Below are 21,034 nucleotides of genomic sequence, written 5' to 3' on the forward strand. Positions count from 1 at the left end.
GCCTCCTATTTGATGCGGTAGTAACGGACTGCGGGCGAACTGGCGTTCGGCTGATCCAGCACCAGCGTACCGACATAAGCGGCCGCATACGGCTTCGAGCAGCGGTTGACCTCAGTCGCCCCGGCAACAAGCAATCTGCTTGCACTCTCGCGCACGGCCGCTGCACCACCTGCTGGCGTGGCAATGCGGCCGATGAATTCCGCACCAGCAGCCACCCGCCCCAGAAGCTGGCTTGCGTTGCCGACGTCGAGAGCTGTGAGCAGCGCGCCGTCAATCCCATTCCAGAGCGCACCGCTCGTCTGCAGACGCGCGGGCAGTCCAGCCAGACTCACGGATGTCATTGCGGCCAACGTCGCCCCGCGAGACAGACGATAGGTATCTGCCTGACTAGTGCGCCTGCCTAGCAAGTAAATGTTTGCGCCATCGCCAGCAAGCTGCTGGGCACCATCCCCGCTCCAGGTCGAGCCATCAACAGTAGGGGTGGCTGCCGCCCAGCCACTACCGGCGTTCGTGCTGACATAAAAGTAGCCAACCGCGCTGCTGCCGCTGAACCATGTTGCAACATAATCGCCCACGGCGACAGCGCCTCCAAAATTCAAGCCACTGCTGTTTGCCACCCGAACAGTTGTCGGGGCTCCAGACCCAGCCGCGAAGCGAGCACAGTCAACCCCGTTCCATGCGCTTGCATAGACGGCGACAAATACAAGCAGCGCAGACGGCGTCGAGACGATTTCACAGCGCGAGCCCGATGTATATGCATTACTGACCTGCTGATTTGCCGCCCAGCTACCATCGACAGCCGTAGCGCTGCTTGTTGCATAGGCTGTAGTGCCACTGACTTGCACCACCCACCATTTCCCGAAGCCATAACCAACCGCAGTGACTGCATAGGCGTTCGGAAGGTTGCGCTCAGCCCATGTTTTGCCGTCATCAGTCGAGATCAGAATCTTTCCCGCATTATTACTGGGCCGCATCCAGTTGCCCGCGCCATCGGTTGCGAGCTGAGACTGCCCCGTACCGATTGCGGCACTTAGCGGAACATTCAGCGTTTCATTCAGAACTGTCAGGTGCTTGTGCTGCGCCGCCAGCGGGTATGCCGCCGCAGGCGCCAGCGCGCCGCTGCGCAGCCATTCGCTCGCGTCTGGCTTGATGAGCAAGGTTCCGGAATCCGGGTACAACTCGGAGTCGCAAATCGGCGTTGCGCCGCCGAACAGTTGTGATGCCCTAGTCATTTAACAGCCCATCCATAGTCGTCGTTGATGTACACCAACACGCAACTGAAGCGCGCCAGATCAATAATGAAGTCTTCCGCGCTACCGATGATCTTTTTCCCGGTGCGCTGAACGGTCAGCGCATTCACACCAAAAGTGCCTTTCAGATCGTTGATCCAGACCATATCGCCCGCTACAGGACTTGCCGGCAAATTGACGGGGAATGCCCCTGCGCTGGTGTCGACCTCATACGCGCGCCCGGACGACAGATCGACCGGGCCGCTGATGATCAGCGCCGCCCCTTCGGTTTTCAGTAGCCGCCCCGCGCCGGGCAGGGGCGGCAGGCCGGCTGCATTTTGCGCGGCCAGCGCGGCGGCCTGGGCGTTGTTGGCGCTGTTGCTGGCCGCCGTGGCACTACCGGCAGACTGTGAAGCCGATAGCGCTGCGGAAACCTTGTCCGCGTCAATCGTTGCTGCCGTGGCGTTGATCCATTCGCCGAGCTGATTGGCGCTAATCGTCCAGCCAGCCAGCGCGGCCACATGGGCATCGGCGCGGGCGGCGAATACGTCGCCGGCGTCGGTACGCTGCGGCGCAGGCGGCAGCGTGGGAATAGTGGGTGCAGTCATCAGGTCAGCCCCTCCAGCTCAATGGAGCACTCAGAAAATGTTGGGTAAGCGATCACCACGTCGAAATCCTTGAAAAAGCCATAGATCACCGTGGCGGAATACAGGTCGGAGCCGATGAACAGCGCCGGCTTGGCACGCAGCGCCGCCAGAAAATCGATCAGCGCATCCACCTGTGCGGCCGGCACCTTCATCTGCCACCGCGCTGTGCGGGCAAAGCTGCGCTCGACGAGCACAAAGTTGCCAAACGCATCGCGTTCCTTGCGGGAAAAGTCCTGAATCCCCGCGCTGGCGCCGGCTTCGATGCCCTCGCCGAACTCGCTGATGACGCCCAGAATGCAGGTGCCTACCGCTACCGCCGTGCCTACCAGCGTCAGCCGCAGTTTCGCCGTGCCATAGCTCGGCAGATCAGTAAGAACATGTGTTTTCTTGCGGCGGATGGGCTGGAAAAACCAGCTCCACCAGCTGCCGATCTGCGTGTTGTCATTCGCCACGATGGTGCGGTCGTACACCGTGCCGTCGTTCGGGTCGATCACTTCCACGCGTACGGCATCGGCCTGCACGTTCAGCAGCGCCAGGGCATTGAATACCCGCCCGGGCGTTACTTCCACGATCAGCGAGCCGCTGGCAGTGGTCAGCGTGCTGTTCACCTGGTCGAACATCGCCCAGCGATTCGTCGGGCCTACCCGCGCCCAGTTCACCGCATCGGTTTCCGGCGGAGCCGTGCCGCCGCCAGCGGTGGCCCGCTCGTAGACAGAATGCGTCTGTGTGCGGATCACCCGCTGGCCAACGGTGTAGGTCGTGCCGGAAGCCCACGCCGGGTAATCGGCCTCCGGCACACTGCTGGATGTGAGCTGGGCATCACCCACCGGCAGCGGGTCGACAATTTTCAAGCCACTTGTCACGTTCTCACCTCCGGTTGTCCATCACCATCCCAGCGTTGCAGCACCTTGGCGGTGGCCTGAGTGTTGGCTGCCACGGCGCGGGCCTGCGCGGCCTGCTCGGCACGCAGCTGCTGCAGCTCGGCGACCATTTCCTGCTGCGCTTTCAGCAGCGCCTCGAAGCGCGCATCGGCGGCCTCGGAACGCTTGCCCTGCTGTTGCACGAGCTCACGGATTGCATCCGCGTACTCACGCTGCGCCACACCCAGGTTTTTGGTTTCCTGCCAGGTGCCATTGGCGATTTCCAGCTGCTCTTTAGCGTTCGAAAGCAGGTCGTCCAGCGATTTCAGCTGCTCTTCTGCTTTCTTTCGCTCTTCGGCCATCTGCTTGTCGAGCTGCTCGGCATCCAGCTTGTACTGCCGGTCGAGCGCCTCGACGGCGCCACTCACTGCCGAGCTGATACTTTCCAGCGCGGCGAGCTGGGCATTGCCAGCCGTGAGCTTGCCGCCGGCCAGCCCCTGCAGCTCGGTCAGCTTTCCTGCGGTCTGCAGCTTGGCGCGCTGCAGATCGAAGGCGCTGCCAAAGGCGTTTTCGTCGATACGCGTAATGCTGCCGATATCGAGCTGCTGTGCCTTGCTGAAATCCCCTGCCCGCGCAGCGATCAGTGCGGCATCCAGCGCGCCAGCCATGCTGGCCGCCGATTTCTGCACCAGCGAATCAATGCCGGATTGAAGCGCATCGAACAGCCGCTGCAGGCCAGACAGCGACTCCCGCAGGCTGGCCGCCGCAGTACTGGCGGCCTGCTTGCGGGCAGCCTCCTGCGCCTGCAGGATGGCCTTGTCCGCTTCGTACTTCGCGGACAGCTCGGCTTTCTGCTGCTGCAGCACGTCCAGCTTGCCGGCCAGATCGGTGCTGATCTGCTGCCGCTGCGCATTGATCGAACGCTCCAGCCCGGCAAGGGCATTGGCAGCCAGATCGCTCAGGCTGCCGCCCAGGCCAGAGGCCGCCTGACTCAGCTCGGCAAATGCGCCGGAGAGCTTGATCAGCGTGGCGTAATTCTGCCGGCCAGCCTCGGTGCTGAGGTCCTGTGCTTCCACCAGCTTCCGGAACTCTTCACGATTGGCCGGCAGGCTGTATCCCAGCTTTCCAAGCGCATCGCTGAGCTGGCGTGTAGCAATGCCGGTGCGCTCGGATTCCGAGTAAAAATTCTGGTAGTAGCTGCCGATACCCTGCACCATGGCATCCAGCCCGCCAGCAACCTCAGCAAGCGCCATGCGCGCATCGCTGCTCAGCCCGGCCAGCTGCGGCATGGTGTCGCCGAGCTGGATAAAGGCATCCGTCACCGCCTTGATGCCTTGCAGCTTGGCTTGCAGCGCCTGCACGCCGGCCTCGTCGAGCGCGGAAATATCCACACCGTCAAAAGCCTTCGCCAGCTCGTCCGGCAGATCGCTGGCCTTGATGCCAGCCAGCACCAGCCGGCCAAACTGCACGCCCATCTCGGCACTGATGTCACCATCCTTGCCCAACTCGGCAAGCTGACCGTAGATTTCCTTGCCGTTCACGAACAGCCCGGACGACACCCGGCTGCCGGCGGTGCCTTTCGGGTCCGAATCGAAACCCAGATTGGCCGACAAGCCATCCAGCTGCTTCAGGCCCAGCGCCTTCAGCGACACGCTCAGCGCGTCGCCAAACTTGCCCATCACCTGTCCGACCTTGCCGTCTGCGCCGTCCGGCGTCCAGGCATCAAATACCTTGTTGCCGTACCACGCTTCGCCACCCTCCTTCGGGCCGCCTTTTTTGTTGAACAGCTTCGAAATCAGCGGAATGGCAAGGCCGAGCAGCGGCAAGGCCAGCGTACTAAGGCCGCTCAAGCCGCCCAGCGCACCCAGCCCGGTGGATTGCGTAGCCAGCCCCATGCCGGTGCTGCCCAGTACATCAAACGCCCCTGCGCCGAGGTTCGACCCCATGACTTTCGAGAAAAACCCCGAAATGCCGGAGAAATCAAACCCGCCGCCGACCCCACCCAGCAGGCTGCTGGGCAAGCCGCCAGCCGTGGCAGTACCCGGCAACAGCGAAGCCAGCCCGCCCGCGACGGGTGCCATAATCGCCTTGATGGTCGGCTGCAACACCAGCGTCTGGAACATGTTCTTCAAGGTATCCTTGAAGTTCTGCGCGAAATCCTTGCCGGATTCGAAACCACGCAGAATCGCGTCAGTCAGGCTCTGGCTGATGCTGTTCGCGGCGGATTTCCAGTCCTCCTCGGCTTTTTTGGCTGCGTCTGCGGCAGCCTTTGCCATGTCATCCGCCAGCTTTTTGCCGTCGACGCCGTCAAAGGCATCAGCCGCCTTGTCGTTCAGCTCAACCAGCCTGGCAATCGCGCCGCGCTTTTCACGCAGCAGCCCGATCTCAGCATCAAGCAGCAGATTGCCGCCCTGCTGCGCCTTATTGAACTCAAGCTGGGCAATGGCCTGATCCAGCGTTGCCACTTCCAGCCGCTTCTTTTCTGAGACTGCCCGGGCAATATCGCCCCGCGACTTGCCGTAGTTTTCCAGCTCGTCGCGCGCGGCCTCGAAAGCCTGCTGCGCGGATTCGACCAGCTTCATATTGGCCTTGTGGGCGTCATCGCTGGCCTTTGCCTGCTCGGCAAGGACTTTCTCGAAAGCTGCCGAAGTATCGACCGCTTCCGCGAGGCCAAGCGCGTAGGCCTTCATGGTTCCGCTCAAGCCTTTCAGCGCCTTGTCGGTCGCAAGCACGTGCTCGACACGAGCTACTTCGCTCTTGTCGTCGACCTTGACCAGCTTGCCCTGCAGGCCGTTGATCAGGGACGCATAGGCATCGGCAGCAGCCTTGGCGGCCTTGCCCGCTGCATCGGTGTCTGCAGCCAGCTTGCGATGGCGGCCGGCCGAATCATCAGCTGCAGCACCGGCTTTTTTGGTTGCCTCGGCCAGTTTCTCGGTCGGGTTCAGGACGCGCTGGACGGCGGTATCGCCACGCCCAAAGGCCGCAAAAATCCCATCGGCAAATTCGTGGAAGCCGGACGCATGATCCTTTACCGACTTGGCACTTTTCTGGATGGTGGCATTGAAGCTGTTGGCTGAATCAGCCGCACCGCGCCACTGCGCGGCAATGTCATCGGCACCGATAACGCCGGCCGCTTTGGCATAGAAATCGGCAATTTTGCTGCCGGCAGCCAGCACGCCACTCATGGCTTCCTGCACTTTCAGCAGCGGCCAGACCATTGCGTCATAAATCATCGCGCCCATCTTGGCGATGCCTGCCGACAGAATCTTTACACCATCCACCAGCCCGGCAAAGCCAATGCGAACGGCCAGTACTGCCGTGCCGATCAGCTCAAGGCCATCGTTGGCCTGCTCCATTTCGGACAGCCAGCTGGCAAATGCCTTGCCGGCATCCCAGATGTCCGCAACCAGCAGCTTGGTCTGATCCCAGATCAGGCCCAGCTCTTCGCGGTTTTCGGCAAACCACGCCGACATATCCTTGGCGGCGCCGCCGATCTCGGCCGCCAGCGTATCGCCCAGGCTGCCCAGCTCGGCAGTGATGCCACGGATGCCATCACCCAGCAGATCACCGAAGCCGGCACCATTGATCTTGCGGAATACGCCATCCCAGGTGTCACCCAGGTTGCTGATCGCGCCTTCCAGCGTTTTCATCTTCTCGGCGGACGCACCGGCAAAGTTCACATTGCCGATCTTCTGCAGATAGGCTTCGATTTCGCTGGCGTTGTTCTTGACCGTGGTCGTCACGCCCTGAAAGGTGAATTTGACTTCATTGCCCTGCTTGCTGGCCTTGATGCCGAACTCTTTCAGCCGCTCGAATTCGCCGGTCGACGCATCCGCCACAGCCTCAATCATGTCAGTCAGCGACTTGCCCATGGCCGAGGCAGTGTTGCTGTAGCTCTCAATCGCTTTTTCGCTCGGGTCCAGCCCGAGGTTTTGCAGCTTGATAAACGCGCCTACGGTATCAGCAAGCGACTCCGGCAGCTTGCCGGCCAGCGTTTCCATCTCGCCGAATTTGGCATTGGCCGCCGCCACCGAGCCGGTCGCGGTTTTCAGCTGGGCATTCAGGGTGCCAAATTCGCGCTCGACAGCCACCAGCTTGCCCACGGCCAGCCCGGCCAGTGCCGTAGCTGCCGTCGCCGCGATAGCAGCAATGCCACCAAGGCCGGATTTGAAGCCTTCCAGCCCGCGCGTATCGAACGCATCGGACGCACTGCGGCCAACACCCTTCAGGCTGCGCTCAGCCTGATCGGCGCCACGCTGCACACCGCTGGCGTCGGCGGAAATGCGGATATTGACTTCATTCGCCATGGGGCACCCTAAAAGAGAAAACCCCGCACAAGGCGGGGTCAGGTTTTTTGCTTCGCTTGCTCGCCCCACACGCGGAGCGTTTCGATTTCGAGCACACGCAGGCGCTCGAAGGTGTCGGGCCGGTCGCGCTTTTTAACGCCGGTCAGCTCGAACACTGCCGGCAAAGCCGTGTAATCCAGCCCGGTAGCGCCGGCCATGCCGACCCGCCACTGCGTCTGCATGGCGAGAAAGACCTGCAGCGCAGGCCAGTTTTCGGGGTAGACCTCGATTTCTTCCGCTGGCTCATCGCGCGGGGGCGCAGCCAGCATGGCTACCAGCTCGGGCGGCATGCCCAGGGCGGCGGCGTGGTCAATGCCGCCCTGCTTTTTCTGCACAGGCCCGGCGAACCGCCGCGCGATGGCCGTCAGTTTTTTGCGGGGGCATCCAGGAATTCGCGGCGGAAAGCGTCGAAGATTTCTGCACCAGCCTTGTGGTAGTTGATGCACAGCGCTTCGAGTGCTTCCTGGCTAAATTCTTCACTGAAGCCTTTCCAGCCGACCACGATTTCGGACAGCATCTCTTCGGCAGTCTTTCCTTCCAGCTCTTCGAAAAACTGCTTCAGCTCGGCACGCGGCAGGTGCTTGAAGATGATGGTGACTTGCTCTTTCTTGCCGCCAGGCACAGACAGGCCAAAGGTCGCGGAAAAGGTCGGATTCGGGTTGAGCTTGAACATGGTTTTGCCTCCATGGGAAATAAAAACCCCGCGCAAGGCGGGGCATGGGAATTGGTGCCTCCAAGGGGTGACGCGGCCAAAGCCGGTGGAGGCGGACCGGCACAGGCAAGGCCTGCCGGCCGCGTCAAACCGGATTAGTAGCTGACGTAACGCGGGCGGCTGTTCATCGAAATGGTGATCTTGGTGCTGATCGCCTGCCCGTCCGACACACTGGTCGGCAGCGAGTTGGCGGCGATTTCGCCGAAGAACAGCATGTCCATGCCACCCTTGAAACGGAATTTGAAGGCCAGGGTCTTGCCGGCATCAGCGGCCTGCTGAATCGCCAGCATCTGCGGGTTCAGCGGCTCCCACAGCAGCGGGATTTCGAAGCTGATGGCGCTGGTGCCGATCTGCTTTTTGCGCTTGATCTTGTCCCACAGCAGCTTCCATTCGGCATATTCCGGTTCACCGCCGGAGCTGGAGAAGCCGGTAGCGATGGTAATTTCGTTCGCCATCGTCACGACTTTCATCTGGCCGCTGGCGAAGGCATCGTAACCGGTGAAGTTCTGATCCTTGGCTTCGAAGGTGTTGGCCGCAGCGTTGACGTTGGACACCTGCACCAGCGCTTGGTCGATCTGCGTCATGCCGAAGACGTTGTACAGCGCAACCAGATCGCCGTTCGCCGGGTCGGTACCGGCATAAGTAATGACGGCCGGGCTGCCGGCAGTAACCGCAGTGATGTTCTGCGGGGTGGATTCGGCGGACTGGAAGAAAATCCGCGTCTCTTCGGGGAAGTACATGGGCTTGCTCCAAAAAAAAACCCCGCCGGGTTGGCGGGGTTGGTTCGGATGGGGAAACGATGGGTATGGATATGTAGCTAAATGCGCTGGCCTTTCGTGACGGCATACATGCAGCGGTATACGCTGCGCTTGGCGACGATCAGGCCGGCGGTTTCCTGCACAAACTCGAAGCGGTCGCCCAGCCAGTCAAAGCCGCACGTTTCGGGCGGCGCGGCTTGCAGCGCGGCCGTGATCGCCGCGCTTATGGCTTCCACTTCGGCAAAGGCCGTAGCACCGCGCGCGATGGCAGTAATGGCAAAGCTTTGCGTGACACCAGTCTGCTTGAGCGTGGCTCCGGCCTGCTTCGATGCCTCGGCATCCAGCGGCTGGGTGACGATGGCGCGCAGCTGTGTGCCGGCAAAGGCGGCCTCTTCGGAAAAACCGATGGGAACCCCAGGCAAAGCCGCGCTGATCTGGGCCTGCAGGTGGTTGATGATGTGTTGCAGTCTAGTCATGGCGCTTCTGCCAGGGTTGCCTTGAGAAACCCGCCATCGCTGACGGGCGCGCTCTGCAGCGTCCAGTTGCGTCCGGCCACCGTCACCGCACTGCCGACATCGAGGCCGGGGAAATCAGCCCGGTCGAAATGGATGGTGACAATACGGCCGGCGACATAGCCACCAAAGGCCTGATCCTGCGCATCGTCGAACAGCACGCGCTCGGTCTTTGCGCCAAAGGTCAGCGGCACGCCGAAATCAGCCAGGAAGGGCTGCAGATCGTCGGTCATCACTTGGCCTTTTTGTCGGGCGCGGGCTCGGGTTCAGCCGGCGCTTCGGGCGCGGCGACGCCACGGCGGCTGGCGATCAGCGCGTGGGCGGTGGCTTCGTCCAGCTCGACGGTTTCACCAGCTTCGACATGCTGGCCCTCGATCAGGCAGGACTCAACGATCAGGATTTTTTGTTTCGGCATCATGGGCTCCCGCTGCGCCGTGCGGAGCCGGCGCAGCATCAGGGGTTATGGATTAGACGGTCAGCGCGTCGGTCATGGCGGAGAAGCTTGCCGGCTGGCGCGCGTTGAAATCGGCCGACTGGAAGGCCGTCACGCGCACGGCACCGGTGGTGCTGTTGCTGTACGGATCAACCAGCAGATCGAGTCCACCCCACAGGCCCATCACCAAGTCGGCCCAGTTGCCATAGATGATTGCGGAACACACACCGGAGCTGGAGCCCTTGGTCAGGTTGCTCGGGATCTGGTTGCTGATCACGGTGTCGTCTTTCACCGCATCCCACAGGCTGAAACCGTTGGTGCCGGAGAACTGCTGGGTTTTCTTGGCCTTGCCCCGCACCTTGGTGTTGGTCAGGTATTTCATGGCACCGGCGTCGGCGTTCAGGTTGGCGACGGCCGATTCCAGATCCACGAAGTGATCCCAGGTAATCGCTGCGCCATTCGCGCCGCCTGCCACCGAGCCGATACCGGCGGTGTTCAGAATGCCGCGCGGCTGGTTGGATGCGCCGCTACCAGCAATGCCGGCCAAATCCAGCCCCAGACCCATGCTGCGCAGCAGGTCAAACTGCATGAAAGACTCGACGTCGATCGACGACTGCTGGAGCAGCAGGCGCGATACCTCGGTGAAGGCGGCGATGGTCTTGGGCGTCAACGCGATCTGGTCGAAGCTGGCTTGCGACTCAGTCGGGGCGCCGTTTTCCGCTACCCAGTAGGTGGCCACACCGCCGGTCTGGCGCGGGATCGCGATATTGCCGACGAGGCCTGTCATCTTGGTGATACCCAGCTGGGTGAGCGCCAAACGATTGATCAGCAGCTCGATGAAGCTGCCGACCTCCAGGTCGGTGGCCACCAGGTTGCCGCCAGCCGAGGCCGTACCGACCACGAGATCACGCGCCATCGGGCGCATGATCTTGCGCATCACCACTTCCTGCGGAATGCAGAAGGCGGTGCCCTTGCCGTTAGCAATCTGGCCACGCTTCTGCGCAGCAGCACGGCAGGCTTCCAGCTCGAAGCCGGCGGCGTGCGCAGTGGTCGGGTCAGCCACCGAGGCTACCAGACGGCGAAGGCTGAAACGGTCGGCTTCCTGATCAGTGAGGCCGACATCGACGTCGGATGCAGTGGCATGGCGCACACCGCTATCCTTCTGCTTGGACAGATCGTCCATCACCTGGATGCGGAAGGTATCGACCGCCATGCCGGATTCCACGGCGCGGGCGGCGGCATCGGTCATGCCGAACTGGCGGCCGATGGCGTTGATTTCGGAAACACGGCTGCGTTCGGCCGCGACTGCTGCTTGTGGATCCTGAACCTGTACGGTCATGATGGATTTTTCCTCGTTAAGATCGTGAATGTCGGGGGTTTCGGTTGATGCTTGCGGCTCGGCATCGTCTGCCGGCTCGGGGTCGGCTCGCGTCGCGGCCAGGCTGCGCGGGTCGAAGTCGTCGGCACTGCGGCCGACTCCCACCGTGTCGTCTGCCGGGACAGACACGATGGAGATTTCGTAGGGTTCCCAGTCGGTTACCCGGTAGGTTTCGAGTTCGCCGTTTTTGCTTTCAAGAACCAGGTCGTGAATGATGTACCCGACCGAAACCTTGGTGCGGATGGCATCCTTGACGTCCTGAAAGATTTCATCGGCGCGGGCAGCACGCGAAAAGCGGACAACAGATTCGCCGCGGCCATTGAGCGTGGCGGATTCCACCACCCCGATCTGGTCGCGGGTGTTGTGATCCATCAGCAGCGGGGCCTTGTTCAGCAGACGCCCCATACGCACTGATTCAGGCTTGTGATCGAGGATTTCCACCCCCCACCAGCGCTGGTAGGGTTCTTCGCTGGAAAACGAGAGCGTCAGCGTGCGTTCTTCAGCGTTGATGGCATCTGCGCGCACCTCGAAATGCCGATGCGCCGTGTTATGGGTTGGTTTCGGCATTGCCTCCTCCGGTAGATTGGTCAGTTGCTGGGGCAGCTTTGGCTTCCGCCAGCGTGATCGGGCGGCGCACACCACCCACGTCAGCCCATGCGTCCTGCACTTCTGGGCTGGCCTGCGGCAAGCCGGTTGCGGAGCGCATGAAGTCTTCGTCACTGGCCTGCGGCGTCACCGCCCCCGCACGCACCAGCACGCCATAGGTGTCAGCCATTGCTTTCAAGCTGTCGCCCCCCCCGCCATCGCCAGTCGCACCGCCAGAAATCGCCTGCATTTCCTTGATCAACGGGCCGAATTCGGCGATGTCGCGCTGCAAGCGCTGCTTGAGTTCTTCTGGATCGACGCCCTGCTGAATCAAAACGTCCGACCAGGTGGACAATCCGTTCTGAATCGCCAGTACGCTGGCATTTACGTCCTTTTCGGGGTCAACCCACTGCCAGCGGCGGCCCTGCCAGCGGGCGGCGTCGAACTTCGCCAGCTTCGCCATCGGCAAGGACAGCCGCCCGGACACGATCGCCAGCGGCAGCCACTCGGAATACAGCGGGGCGAGGAAGGATTCGATCAGCCAGCTTTGCAGCGTCATCCATTCGTCGCGCTCGTCGATCAGGCCGGCGCGGATGCTGCTGTAGTTCACGCCCTCCAGATCACTGGCCAGCGTGTTGTAGGAAACGCCCATACCGGCAGAAAGGCCGCGCAGGCAGGTCTTCACAAAGCTGCCGTAATTGGCGTGCGGGTAGTCAGGGTCGAAGGACTTGAAATCCCAGCCAGCGCCCAGCACCTCGAAGGCGCCCGGCTCGGCATCGGTGACCGTCGGGTCGGCGGTGTAGCTGCTGGTTTCCAGCGCACTGCCACCGTTGTCCTGCTCGGGCGGTACGAAAAAGCCCATTTTGGATGCACCCACGCGGGCAGCGATCACGGCGGCTTCTTCGTAACCGGCCAGCATGCCCAGCCGCAGCATGCCGGTGGTCGTCCACGGCACGCCGCGCACCTGGCCGATTTCATGCGGCACGAACAGGTGGAAGATTTCGTCAGCCGGAATGCGCTTACGCTCGACGCCATTGCGGCCGGGCTGTTTCAGGTGGTAGGCGACCGGCGCTTCCCACTCGTCCAGCTCCACCCCCATGACGATGCGTGGCACGTCCAGCGGACCGCTGTTGTACTGCTCATCCAGCAGGCTGGCATCCAGCAGCTGCAGCTGGTAGCCGAAACGGCCACGGCCCTGCACGCGACGGATCAGCACTTCGCCATCGGTGGCCAGTGTCTGCACCAGCAGCCGCGTCAGCGTCACAAACGACAATTTGCCGGTGACATCGCAGCTGCCGGGCTTCGCCCACTGCCAGAAGGCATCCTGAATCGTGCGGGCATCGACCGTATCAATGCTGCCGTCCGGTTTCTTGCACTGCACCTGCAGGCCGAAGCCATCGGGGCCGACCAGATTACGCACCGCCATGCGGACAAACTGCCGAGCGTAATCGTTGTTGCGCGCCAGATCACGCGCCCGCGCCCGCAATTGGCGCAGGCCACGCTTCAGGTCGTCGTTGATGTGGGTCGGGGTGGTCGGCAGGCTTTGCGTCAGCCGCGAGGATTGCGCGGCGTTGAAGGCGCGCACAGCTGGCCCCGGCATGCGCTTGGGCAGGCCGAGGCTGGTTCCCTCTGCCCGGCTGCCAGTGAACAATCGTTTCAGCCAGTTCATCAGAAGTTCACCCGAATGCGGCGCGGTGGCCGATTGCCAGCCAGGCGCTCCAGGCGCTCGACTTCGTTTTCCCAATGCTTGATCTGCGCCAGCAGATCAGCCGCGTCGCGGTATTCCATGCGCCGGTCCTGCACGCTGTAGGATTTGACGGCGCCATTGCCGCCAGATTGATAAGCCTTGTAGGCATTGCGCACCGCCAGCAGCGCCTCGCGGGCGAAGGCCAGCGACTCGGCGCGGTCGGTTTGGGCAGTCATCAAGGCTCCGGAATAAAAAAGCCCGCACAAGGCGGGCAAGGGTCGTGTCACCCAAGGAGTTGAAGCAAAAGGGGCGGCCCGCCGCCAGGCTGTTTAACGTCCGACAATCCACCAAAAATGATTGAACGGCAGCAGGCCAGAAAATGAAAACGCCCGCGTACCGGATGGCAGTGGCGGGCGCCGTCTTGAATAGGGCCCCGGTGGTATGCCGGGGCGTCCCGAGCATATTGCTGCCGTTCGAAACGGCGGCTCAGCATGGCGGGATGAATGATGCATCAGCATCGGTCTGCTGCCTCAGTCCGGATCAGCGCCGGGGAATGGGTAGGAGGGAGGCGAAAGATAGCCCGCGTTTGGGGGACGCATGTGGGCGACCAAGCGCAGCAGACCGATGATGACGCGGAAATGAAAAAGCCCCCGCTTTCGCGGAGGCTTTTGATTCAGACGCAATAATTTTCACGTTATCAGAAATGTACGTTACACCCGACACCCCTGTCAAGCGGCATTTGCGGCTTCCTGCACCACAAAATGCGAAAGCACACCCATGCCACGCGGCAGGCGGATTTGCCCCTGGCGGAATTGCTGCCAGTGAAATGCAAAGCGCTCGACTGCCTGATTGCGCTTGCGCGCCAGCGAATCAGGATGAATGCCGATGTGGCTGGCCTTTTCCTTCATCGATCCATAGGTCAGATACACCAGCTCGATGGTCTGCCGGTCTGCCGGATTTGGCAGCGCACGGATCAGGCCGGCGGTCTGCTCCAGCTTTTCACGCGGAAACGTGTATTTCCGACCATCAAAACCGCGCACCGACACCTGATAGACCAGCCCGGATGGCAGCATATCAACGTAACCGCCACCTCCCGATTCACCGTACTTGTTCTGGGCATAGCCGCCCGAATTCACGACCTCCATTTCAATCAGTCGCGCCAATGCACAAAGTTGTGCATCAAAATCAACCAATAACGCCATTCCGGCCTCCCCTATTCCCTCGGTTCAGCCTCCTTAGCCCTGTCACTACCCCATGCAGCGCAAGGCTTTGTTTGTAGGCACTATTTTACCACCTTTTCGCGAAGCCTCCACCCCTGCGCGGCGGTGCGACAGGCTGGCGACGCACGACTGGCGCAGGCTCTGGCGCGGGGCTGTCAGCTACCGGCAGCGCGACGGCTTCCGGCTCGACGGCGGCGGGCTGCAGCAGCAGTTCGCGGCGATCCCAGTCGGCCTTTTTCCACTTGTGGATGTATAGCGCCGGGTGATGGCTGGCGGCGCAGGCGTATACCCAGGTGTCCAGCGCCTCGTTGCGCTTGCCCTTCTTGATTTCCCAGCGGTTGCGCTTTGGGTTGAAGGTTTCGCTGACCAGCTGGTCGTAATAGCTGGCGTCGAGCTGGTGGCTGAAGTGCACCATGCGGCGCGGGGCTTCGGGGTCGGTTTCGGCGTTCAGCCGTGCATACAACAGGTGTTTGGCGGTGTCCCCCCCCACCGTATACAGCGCCACGCCCTTTTTGATGGTCTGGCCGCGCCAGTTCACGTCCTGCTGGCTGGGCTTGGACAGGATCGCCCGCCCGGGCGTGTTCGCGCCCTTGATGGCGATCACCCGCCCGCCCTGCTGGCGCACGAAGCCGTACACGTCATGCGTGAAGTGGCCGCCCGAGTCGATGGCGGTGGCTTCGATGCGCATCAGCTTGCCCCAGGCATTCATCAGCGGGGTGTTCAGGTATTCGGCCAATTGCATCCACAAGCGTTCATCAGCCGGGTTGCCGGGTAGCGTGTGATAGTCCAGCGTCCAGCTCTGGCTGTCGCGCCCCCAGCCGACCACCTGCACTTCCAGCCGGTTGTCCTGCACGTCCACGCCGGCCGTGATCGCCAGCACACCGGGCGGCACCGTGCGCAGGTCGTACAGATCGGCGCGGGCCATCAGCGCATTCGGCTTGATGTCGTGGCTGCGATCCGCCCAGGTTTCACCCAGGCGGGTATTCATGAACACCATCAGCTTTTCCGGCTTGTCCTGCGCCTCCAGCCATTCGTTGGCCAGCTCCGTCCAGGAAAGCCCGAGGCCAGCCGGCGAGTACAGCGCACTGATGTGGTAGCTGCGATACGGCGCACCGGGGTTGTCGGCCACCCACACACCACCGGCCAGCATGGCGGTCTTGTGGTGTTCCTCGATCACGCAGCCGGAATGCTCGCAGACATACCAGGCGCGATCGACACGCGGGCCGACGCGCTGCCACTGCAGCTGCGACCAGCGCAGATGCTGGCGCTCGCCGCAATGCGGGCAGGCCACATGGAAACGCCGCTGGTCGCCACCGTGGAATTTTTCCTCGATCTTGCTGCCGTCCTTGATGGTGGGCGAGCTCACGCCGAACAGCTTGCGGTCGTGATAGGTCGTCAGCCGCACCTTGATCAGCTCGACCGGATCGCCTTGCAGGGTGGACCAGTCGTACTCGTCCACCTCATCCAGCATCGCATAGCGCAAGCTGGTGGACTTCAGATCGGTGGTCGAACCGGCGGTTTTCGCGTACAGAATGCCGCCGATGAAGCGCTTGCGCTCGGCGCTGTTGTCGCCCGACTTCGCCCCGCGCACCGCCAACACTTCACGGATGGCCGGCGTCTGCTCACTCATCGGGTCGAACTTCTGGCTGAACCAGTCGCGCAGGCCTTTCTCGGTCGGCATGATCACCCCCACCGGCCCCTTGGCATGCGCCATGATGTAGCCCAGCCAGTTCGAGCCAGCCTCGGTACCGCCGACCTGTGAGGATTTCATGAACCACACTTCGCGCACCGGCGAATCCTCGGACAGTGCATCCATGATTTCGCGCAGGTACGGCGTGCGGCTGGTTTTCCAGTCGCCATGCTCGGCACTGCCTTCACTGGCCAGCTTGCGGTGGCGGTCGGCCCATTCGGACACGGACAGGAATTGCTTGGGGCGCACAGCACGCTGCGCGGCCTTGAAGGTGATGGCGTGGGCGTTGGCGGTCACACCACCTCCTCTGCCTCATTGGCAATCTGGTCAAGTTTTTCCATTGACGCGATCAGCAGCGCGTTCATCTCCTCCAGATTTCGGCAGGGCATAGGAACAAACAGCACCCCAGCCCGCGCTAATTGGTCCGCAGCCATCATTGCCTTCCTCAAATCCGCTGGATGTGCACGCTCAATCATTCCCTTCCCCCAATTCCGCCAGCCGGCGGTCAAAATTGCGCTCCATTTCGCCCAGACTGTCGAAGATCGCCTGCTTGAGCGCGGCGCGAATGTCGTCCAGCCCCTTGCCGACCAGCTCGCTAGCCAGCCGCCCCGGCAGGTTTTCCAGACTCTGCCGCAGGGTGATAACGGTATCGGCCACGGCGGCGGCCACGTCCTGCGCTTCGACCAGCTCGCCCATGCGCCGGCGGTAGTCGGCCTCCGCCTGCAGTGCCTGGTAGTGGGCTTTCTTGGACTCGCTGACAATCTTGTACGGGATGCCGTCGGGCAGCTCGCCCACGGCCTCGCCGTCGTCGGCAGGCTCGTCGCCACGGCCTGCGGCATGCCGCGCCGACACATCCGGCCGCGCCCCGCCATCGGTCTTGGCGATCAGGTCGAGGCTGGCGGCCACGTCGATACGCCCTTCGGTATCGAACACCAGCCGGCCGGCCTGCTTGAGTTTGGTGACATACGATTTGGCCCAGCCCTGCATGCGGGCGAATTCGGCCTGGTTGACGAAGTTGCTCATGTTGCAAATGCCTTCTGGAATTCGGTGGCAAAGTGCCGGTCTACGGCCTGCTGGCCGCGCTGGTCGAGGTCGAAACGCGGGCGATAGCCAGCATGCTGCACATAGGCCAGCACCATGCGGGTTTTCTGGCCCAGCCCACCGCCAATGCGCTGGTATATGCCTGGCGGCAGGCCTTCGCGGTTGCCGGGCAACTTGACAAAGAAGGAGCCGTTCCGGCGTTTGTTAACGGCCAGCTTTTTCGCATCGCGGCTGCGGTTGTAATACCCATCCAGCAGCTCAGAGCCAATTTGGCTGATGATCTTCATGATGAAGCCGCGCCCAACGTTGCCGTAACCATCTAGCCCCAGCCCGCGCGCCGGCACGGCATACCAGCCCCGCGGCATCACGCCGGCCGCCTGCAGGGCCAGCTCGAAGCGCTTGGGCGCCCGCTGCGCCGGATTGCCGGCCACCATGTGCTGCATGTATTTGGCCTGCCAGTCTTTCCACTGCACGCTGGCCACCATCCGGTTCGGCCGATCGTACTTGGCGGCCTTCACCACGGTGGCGCGCTGAGTGAAGGGCGTGGGGCGATCCAGCACTCGCCCCAGATCGCTGACAACCTCGCGCTGGGCGTGCTGCGCGGTTTTGGTCAGCGCGATGGCGGTGCAGCGCTGCGCCTTGCGGGCGATCTTGTCGCCAAGCTGGGCGACAGCCGAAGTGTCGACGCTGATGCGGATCATCGCGCCAGCCTCCCGCCCTGCACCACCGGCGTACCCACTTCAATGCCGTTCTCGCGGGCGTAGAACGTGGGCTGGCCATTCATGCCGCCCTTGATCTGCCGGTTGATCAGATCGGCGCCGAACACGGCGCGCAGGCTGTCAATAAACGCAGTGGTTTCTGGCATGGCCTCGCGCAGATTGCCGGGCTTAGCCACCGCGAACCGGCGATCAGTTTCAGCCGGAATGGCGTCCGCATCACCACTGGAAAAGACAAAATTCGGCTTGTTACTCATGTTACTCACTTCTGTTACTCATGAAATCCGGCTAAGTTGCTGATTTTGTTTACTTGTTACTCACGTTACTCATGTGAGTCATACATATACATGTGAGAGATAAAAAAAAGAGAGGCACACCGCTACGCGCACGCGCATACGTTTGGTGAGTAACATGAGTAACATGACTCACATTCCAATGCTGGCGCGGGTTTGCGGCTGGTTTCATGGCTCACTTGGTGAGTAACATGCGTAACACGATCAGGCGTATTCATAGGATTCCCCGCTGCGTGCGGTCTTGATGGCGTCCTGCACCTTGGCGATGCAGTCGGAATTCCAGGCGGATAGCGTGGTGCCAGCTGGCGGCTCGGTCTGGTTCAGCGGATAGAGCATCGTTACCTGTCGCCTGGCGTGGCCGATCATGACGTGCTGCCGCTCGCGCTTGCCGTAACCATTGAGCTTACCGACCTTGCTGCTGAATTCGTTCTTGCGCTCCTTGAAGCGCTGGCCGTTTTCCTCGCTCCAGCGGCAATACGCCTGATAGAGCGTGTCGCAATCCACCGGCAGTGGCAGTACGCCCTGATGCGCCAGCAGGCCTTCGGCCCAGCTCATGGCGAACTGCTCCCAGCCGTCCATGCTGATGTTGATCAGCTCGCGCTTGGCGTGCGTCATCGGCACCTTGGCATCAGGGGCAAAGTCGGACAGATCGACCCGCAGCAGAAAGTCGTGCAGCGCGGCAACACCGCCATTGCGGATCTCTTCGGCAATCGCCCGGTAGTTCACTTCGTCCAGCTTGGGCGGCGTCCACATCACGAAATAGCGCCGGTCGTCACGCTCGAGCACCAGCGGCTTGGCCTCGTTGGACAGGAACACCAGGTTGACGTGGTTGCGCTCTTCATGCGCGGCGACGTGCTTCGGGTTCACGCGAATGGTGTCACCCGTCACCATGCCCTTTAGCTTGTTCTTGATGTGGTGCATTTCCTGCTGCGCGATCACTTCGTCGGCAATCAGGAACAGCTTCTTGCTGGCCCAGTCGTTGTGCTTGTCTTCCAGCGCGGATTGATCGATGGTCTTGCCGTATTCGCCGTAGATGTCGCGAATGCAGTCAAAGAACAGGTTCTTGCCGGTGCCCTGCGGGCCGTGTACCACCAGCGCGGTTTTCATCTTGGCGCCCGGGTTCTGGATCGGATAAGCCAGCCACTTGAGCAGCCATTGATAGATGGTGTCGCGGTTGCCTTCCGGCTCGGCACTGCAGAGGTAGTACAGCAGATCCAGCAGCTCGGAGCAGCTGCCGGACTTCGGCACGGTCGGCCAGCCGGCCCACAGGTTGCACTTGATGCTGGTATCGCGCTCGGTCGGGTCGAAGCCGACCTCCTTCATGGTGACGACCTTGCGGCGGTCGATATCGGCCTGCCAGTCACGCACGAAATTCTTGTCGGCGCAGGCGTCGCGCACATCAGAGAGCTTCACCAGCATGTGGTGGTCGTGATCGAAGCAAACACCGCCCGCGCCATACACCAGCGCATAGCGGGCGAACAGTTCTTCCACATCACCGATGGCCAGCTTGCCGCCATCCCCGCCCCCCTGGGTAGCGCGAGCGCGCGGCTGCACCGCCGCCCCGACCCATTGCAATGCCGAGAGCTTGGCTTCGATCTGCGTGCGCACGACGTGCAGGCCTTCCAGCGCGTGCAGGTCGTTGAAGTCGGTCGGGCCTTTGCTGTCGCTGGGGCGCTCGGCGGCGAATACCGGGGCAACCCATGCGCCACCTACGGCGATGGCCGCGGCGTCGGCAGAGCTGATGCCGGGGTTGCTGCCAGACTTGGCAGCGGTGAAATAATCGTCATCAGCGGCGATCAGGATCTTCGCCTTCGGGTACTTGGCGCGAATGGCCCCAGCCACCGGCCGCAGGTTGCCCGCATCGAATGCGATCACCACAGGATAGCCAGTGGCCTGGTGCACGCTTGCGCCAGTGGCATAGCCCTCGGCGATGATCACCAGATGGCCGATGGCGCCGATCTGGAAGAAATGGCCTTTCTTGAGCAGTCCAGTCGGCCAGAAATCCTTGTCGCGGCCCTTCTTCTGCTTGCCTTCCGACCCGTAAATGATCTGCAGTCCGTGGATTTTGCCCTTGGTATCAAGCATCGGAATGGCGATGCTGCCGCCACCGGTGTAGCGCACGCCATGTCCAGCCACACCCTTGCGGTCGAGGTAGTCACAATGGCCGGCTTCGGTATACTGCGCCCAGGCACGGGCGGCTCTCTTTCCTGCCTCTTCGCCCGCCCGTTTACGGTCGGCCTCGGCCTGCTGCTGTGCACGCTTCTGCTGCGCCTTGATCGCATCCAGTTGTTCAGGCGTCAGGCGGTTTTCTTTCGCCAGCACCACTTTCTGGGTGTTGCTGTCGTTGCCATGCCAGACGCCGAAGCTGCCAACCAGCATCGTCTGGCCGTCATCGCGTGTTACTTCGTGTAGCAGATACCAGCCGCGCTTTTCCTTGTCCTTGCCGTCGACCCGACAGCGCCGCATGCGCCCGACAACCAGATCATTGACCTGCAGGCCGAACGCCAGCAGCTGTCCGAGAACGTCCTGATAGTTGATCATGCTGCTTTCTTCTCCTGACGCTCTTCGTGGCGTTCACTATGTTTTTGCCCCGCACAGTCGGGAGAATTCGGGGTCCGAATTACCCGCAGAGGGATGTAGGGGGAAGGACCCATCGACCGGCCATCAGCCTCGCCTGCCGCTGCTGCTTGTTCACCCGCGAGGTGAACGCCTGCCGCAACCGCGCGAACTTCATCAATGGGGAGGCGGGGTTCGCTACCGCCCACGGCGGCGCAGGATGCGGAAGACACGGCCATTGCGTTGCCGCTCAGCATCGACACGAGCGCGGCGCACAGCTGATGCACGGCCTGTTTGCGATCTGCCTTCGGCGTACGGCGGGTCGCAATCCACGCCTGCTTTTTCAACTGCACGCTCTGGAAACTCATGGC

At 62.1% G+C, this 21,034-nt stretch carries 21 protein-coding genes; all 21 read right to left on the reverse strand.

The annotated features are described in order from the left end of the window. Positions 1-5: 5 nt before the first annotated feature. Entirely contained in the window at positions 6-1,232 is a 1,227-nt protein-coding gene (locus H559_RS0105390; RefSeq protein WP_155845305.1) for a hypothetical protein, read from the reverse strand. Further along, the gene (locus H559_RS0105395; protein ID WP_028451855.1) at positions 1,229-1,837 is read right to left on the reverse strand and encodes a hypothetical protein; all 609 of its coding nucleotides are present in this window, start codon (positions 1,835-1,837) and stop codon (positions 1,229-1,231) included. Before H559_RS0105395 ends, H559_RS0105390 begins: the two co-directional genes overlap by 4 nt. Then, a complete protein-coding gene (locus H559_RS0105400) occupies positions 1,837-2,739 on the reverse strand; it encodes a hypothetical protein (RefSeq protein WP_028451856.1) in 903 nt (300 codons plus the stop codon). Before H559_RS0105400 ends, H559_RS0105395 begins: the two co-directional genes overlap by 1 nt. Next, positions 2,736-7,043, reverse strand: a complete 4,308-nt coding sequence (locus tag H559_RS21485; protein ID WP_028451857.1) for a tape measure protein — start codon at positions 7,041-7,043, stop codon at positions 2,736-2,738. The genes H559_RS0105400 and H559_RS21485 overlap by 4 nt, the downstream gene beginning before the upstream one ends. 38 nt (positions 7,044-7,081) lie before the next feature. Continuing rightward, positions 7,082-7,417, reverse strand: a complete 336-nt coding sequence (locus H559_RS0105410; protein WP_211230895.1) for a DUF1799 domain-containing protein — start codon at positions 7,415-7,417, stop codon at positions 7,082-7,084. Between the two features lie 29 nt (positions 7,418-7,446). Next, complete coding sequence (locus H559_RS19090) at positions 7,447-7,755, reverse strand: phage tail assembly chaperone (RefSeq protein ID WP_051278967.1); 309 nt, start codon at positions 7,753-7,755, stop codon at positions 7,447-7,449. Positions 7,756-7,889: 134 nt separating this feature from the next. Then, positions 7,890-8,534 (reverse strand): phage tail tube protein, encoded by a 645-nt coding sequence (locus H559_RS0105420; RefSeq protein WP_028451859.1) that lies wholly within the window; start codon positions 8,532-8,534, stop codon positions 7,890-7,892. A gap of 77 nt (positions 8,535-8,611) precedes the next feature. Continuing rightward, positions 8,612-9,028, reverse strand: a complete 417-nt coding sequence (locus tag H559_RS0105425; protein ID WP_028451860.1) for a hypothetical protein — start codon at positions 9,026-9,028, stop codon at positions 8,612-8,614. Then, the gene (locus tag H559_RS0105430; protein WP_028451861.1) at positions 9,025-9,297 is read right to left on the reverse strand and encodes a head-tail joining protein; all 273 of its coding nucleotides are present in this window, start codon (positions 9,295-9,297) and stop codon (positions 9,025-9,027) included. The genes H559_RS0105425 and H559_RS0105430 overlap by 4 nt, the downstream gene beginning before the upstream one ends. Then, the gene (locus tag H559_RS0105435; RefSeq protein ID WP_155845306.1) at positions 9,297-9,479 is read right to left on the reverse strand and encodes a hypothetical protein; all 183 of its coding nucleotides are present in this window, start codon (positions 9,477-9,479) and stop codon (positions 9,297-9,299) included. Before H559_RS0105435 ends, H559_RS0105430 begins: the two co-directional genes overlap by 1 nt. 52 nt (positions 9,480-9,531) lie before the next feature. Beyond that, positions 9,532-11,442, reverse strand: a complete 1,911-nt coding sequence (locus H559_RS0105440) for a phage major capsid protein (RefSeq protein ID WP_028451863.1) — start codon at positions 11,440-11,442, stop codon at positions 9,532-9,534. Further along, complete coding sequence (locus tag H559_RS21490) at positions 11,423-13,129, reverse strand: phage portal protein (RefSeq protein WP_051278968.1); 1,707 nt, start codon at positions 13,127-13,129, stop codon at positions 11,423-11,425. Before H559_RS21490 ends, H559_RS0105440 begins: the two co-directional genes overlap by 20 nt. Continuing rightward, positions 13,129-13,383: a DUF6148 family protein gene (locus H559_RS0105450; protein ID WP_051278969.1), complete on the reverse strand. Its 255-nt coding sequence runs from the start codon at positions 13,381-13,383 to the stop codon at positions 13,129-13,131. The genes H559_RS21490 and H559_RS0105450 overlap by 1 nt, the downstream gene beginning before the upstream one ends. 492 nt (positions 13,384-13,875) lie before the next feature. After that, on the reverse strand, positions 13,876-14,349 hold the full coding sequence (locus tag H559_RS0105460) for a hypothetical protein (RefSeq protein ID WP_034639941.1): 474 nt from the start codon (positions 14,347-14,349) through the stop codon (positions 13,876-13,878). A gap of 85 nt (positions 14,350-14,434) precedes the next feature. After that, positions 14,435-16,354 (reverse strand): phage terminase large subunit family protein, encoded by a 1,920-nt coding sequence (locus tag H559_RS0105465; RefSeq protein WP_051278970.1) that lies wholly within the window; start codon positions 16,352-16,354, stop codon positions 14,435-14,437. After that, on the reverse strand, positions 16,351-16,533 hold the full coding sequence (locus H559_RS22570) for a DUF1382 family protein (protein ID WP_155845307.1): 183 nt from the start codon (positions 16,531-16,533) through the stop codon (positions 16,351-16,353). Before H559_RS22570 ends, H559_RS0105465 begins: the two co-directional genes overlap by 4 nt. Further along, complete coding sequence (locus H559_RS0105475; RefSeq protein WP_028451869.1) at positions 16,526-17,080, reverse strand: DUF1441 family protein; 555 nt, start codon at positions 17,078-17,080, stop codon at positions 16,526-16,528. Before H559_RS0105475 ends, H559_RS22570 begins: the two co-directional genes overlap by 8 nt. Beyond that, positions 17,077-17,799, reverse strand: coding sequence for a hypothetical protein (locus H559_RS0105480; protein WP_028451870.1), 723 nt, complete (start codon positions 17,797-17,799; stop codon positions 17,077-17,079). The genes H559_RS0105475 and H559_RS0105480 overlap by 4 nt, the downstream gene beginning before the upstream one ends. Then, complete coding sequence (locus tag H559_RS19100) at positions 17,796-18,071, reverse strand: hypothetical protein (protein ID WP_034639943.1); 276 nt, start codon at positions 18,069-18,071, stop codon at positions 17,796-17,798. Before H559_RS19100 ends, H559_RS0105480 begins: the two co-directional genes overlap by 4 nt. 240 nt (positions 18,072-18,311) lie before the next feature. Further along, a complete protein-coding gene (locus H559_RS0105490; RefSeq protein ID WP_028451871.1) occupies positions 18,312-20,648 on the reverse strand; it encodes a DUF5906 domain-containing protein in 2,337 nt (778 codons plus the stop codon). Beyond that, entirely contained in the window at positions 20,645-21,031 is a 387-nt protein-coding gene (locus H559_RS0105495; RefSeq protein ID WP_028451872.1) for a hypothetical protein, read from the reverse strand. The genes H559_RS0105490 and H559_RS0105495 overlap by 4 nt, the downstream gene beginning before the upstream one ends. Between the last annotated feature and the right edge of the window lie 3 nt (positions 21,032-21,034).

This window comes from Chitinilyticum aquatile DSM 21506 (assembly GCF_000430805.1).
GTDB lineage: Bacteria > Pseudomonadota > Gammaproteobacteria > Burkholderiales > Chitinibacteraceae > Chitinilyticum > Chitinilyticum aquatile.

Excerpts from the sequence above, each read along its gene's own strand:
- H559_RS0105390 (WP_155845305.1), bottom strand. The coding sequence starts at position 1,232 with ATGACTAGGGCATCACAACTGTTCGGCGGCGCAACGCCGATTTGCGAC.
- H559_RS0105395 (WP_028451855.1), bottom strand. The coding sequence starts at position 1,837 with ATGACTGCACCCACTATTCCCACGCTGCCGCCTGCGCCGCAGCGTACC.
- H559_RS21485 (WP_028451857.1), bottom strand. The coding sequence starts at position 7,043 with ATGGCGAATGAAGTCAATATCCGCATTTCCGCCGACGCCAGCGGTGTG.
- H559_RS19090 (WP_051278967.1), bottom strand. The coding sequence starts at position 7,755 with ATGTTCAAGCTCAACCCGAATCCGACCTTTTCCGCGACCTTTGGCCTG.
- H559_RS0105420 (WP_028451859.1), bottom strand. The coding sequence starts at position 8,534 with ATGTACTTCCCCGAAGAGACGCGGATTTTCTTCCAGTCCGCCGAATCC.
- H559_RS0105425 (WP_028451860.1), bottom strand. The coding sequence starts at position 9,028 with ATGACTAGACTGCAACACATCATCAACCACCTGCAGGCCCAGATCAGC.
- H559_RS0105430 (WP_028451861.1), bottom strand. The coding sequence starts at position 9,297 with ATGACCGACGATCTGCAGCCCTTCCTGGCTGATTTCGGCGTGCCGCTG.
- H559_RS0105435 (WP_155845306.1), bottom strand. The coding sequence starts at position 9,479 with ATGCCGAAACAAAAAATCCTGATCGTTGAGTCCTGCCTGATCGAGGGC.
- H559_RS0105440 (WP_028451863.1), bottom strand. The coding sequence starts at position 11,442 with ATGCCGAAACCAACCCATAACACGGCGCATCGGCATTTCGAGGTGCGC.
- H559_RS21490 (WP_051278968.1), bottom strand. The coding sequence starts at position 13,129 with ATGAACTGGCTGAAACGATTGTTCACTGGCAGCCGGGCAGAGGGAACC.
- H559_RS0105450 (WP_051278969.1), bottom strand. The coding sequence starts at position 13,383 with ATGACTGCCCAAACCGACCGCGCCGAGTCGCTGGCCTTCGCCCGCGAG.
- H559_RS0105460 (WP_034639941.1), bottom strand. The coding sequence starts at position 14,349 with ATGGCGTTATTGGTTGATTTTGATGCACAACTTTGTGCATTGGCGCGA.
- H559_RS22570 (WP_155845307.1), bottom strand. The coding sequence starts at position 16,533 with ATGATTGAGCGTGCACATCCAGCGGATTTGAGGAAGGCAATGATGGCT.
- H559_RS0105475 (WP_028451869.1), bottom strand. The coding sequence starts at position 17,080 with ATGAGCAACTTCGTCAACCAGGCCGAATTCGCCCGCATGCAGGGCTGG.
- H559_RS0105480 (WP_028451870.1), bottom strand. The coding sequence starts at position 17,799 with ATGATCCGCATCAGCGTCGACACTTCGGCTGTCGCCCAGCTTGGCGAC.
- H559_RS19100 (WP_034639943.1), bottom strand. The coding sequence starts at position 18,071 with ATGAGTAACAAGCCGAATTTTGTCTTTTCCAGTGGTGATGCGGACGCC.
- H559_RS0105490 (WP_028451871.1), bottom strand. The coding sequence starts at position 20,648 with ATGATCAACTATCAGGACGTTCTCGGACAGCTGCTGGCGTTCGGCCTG.
- H559_RS0105495 (WP_028451872.1), bottom strand. The coding sequence starts at position 21,031 with ATGAGTTTCCAGAGCGTGCAGTTGAAAAAGCAGGCGTGGATTGCGACC.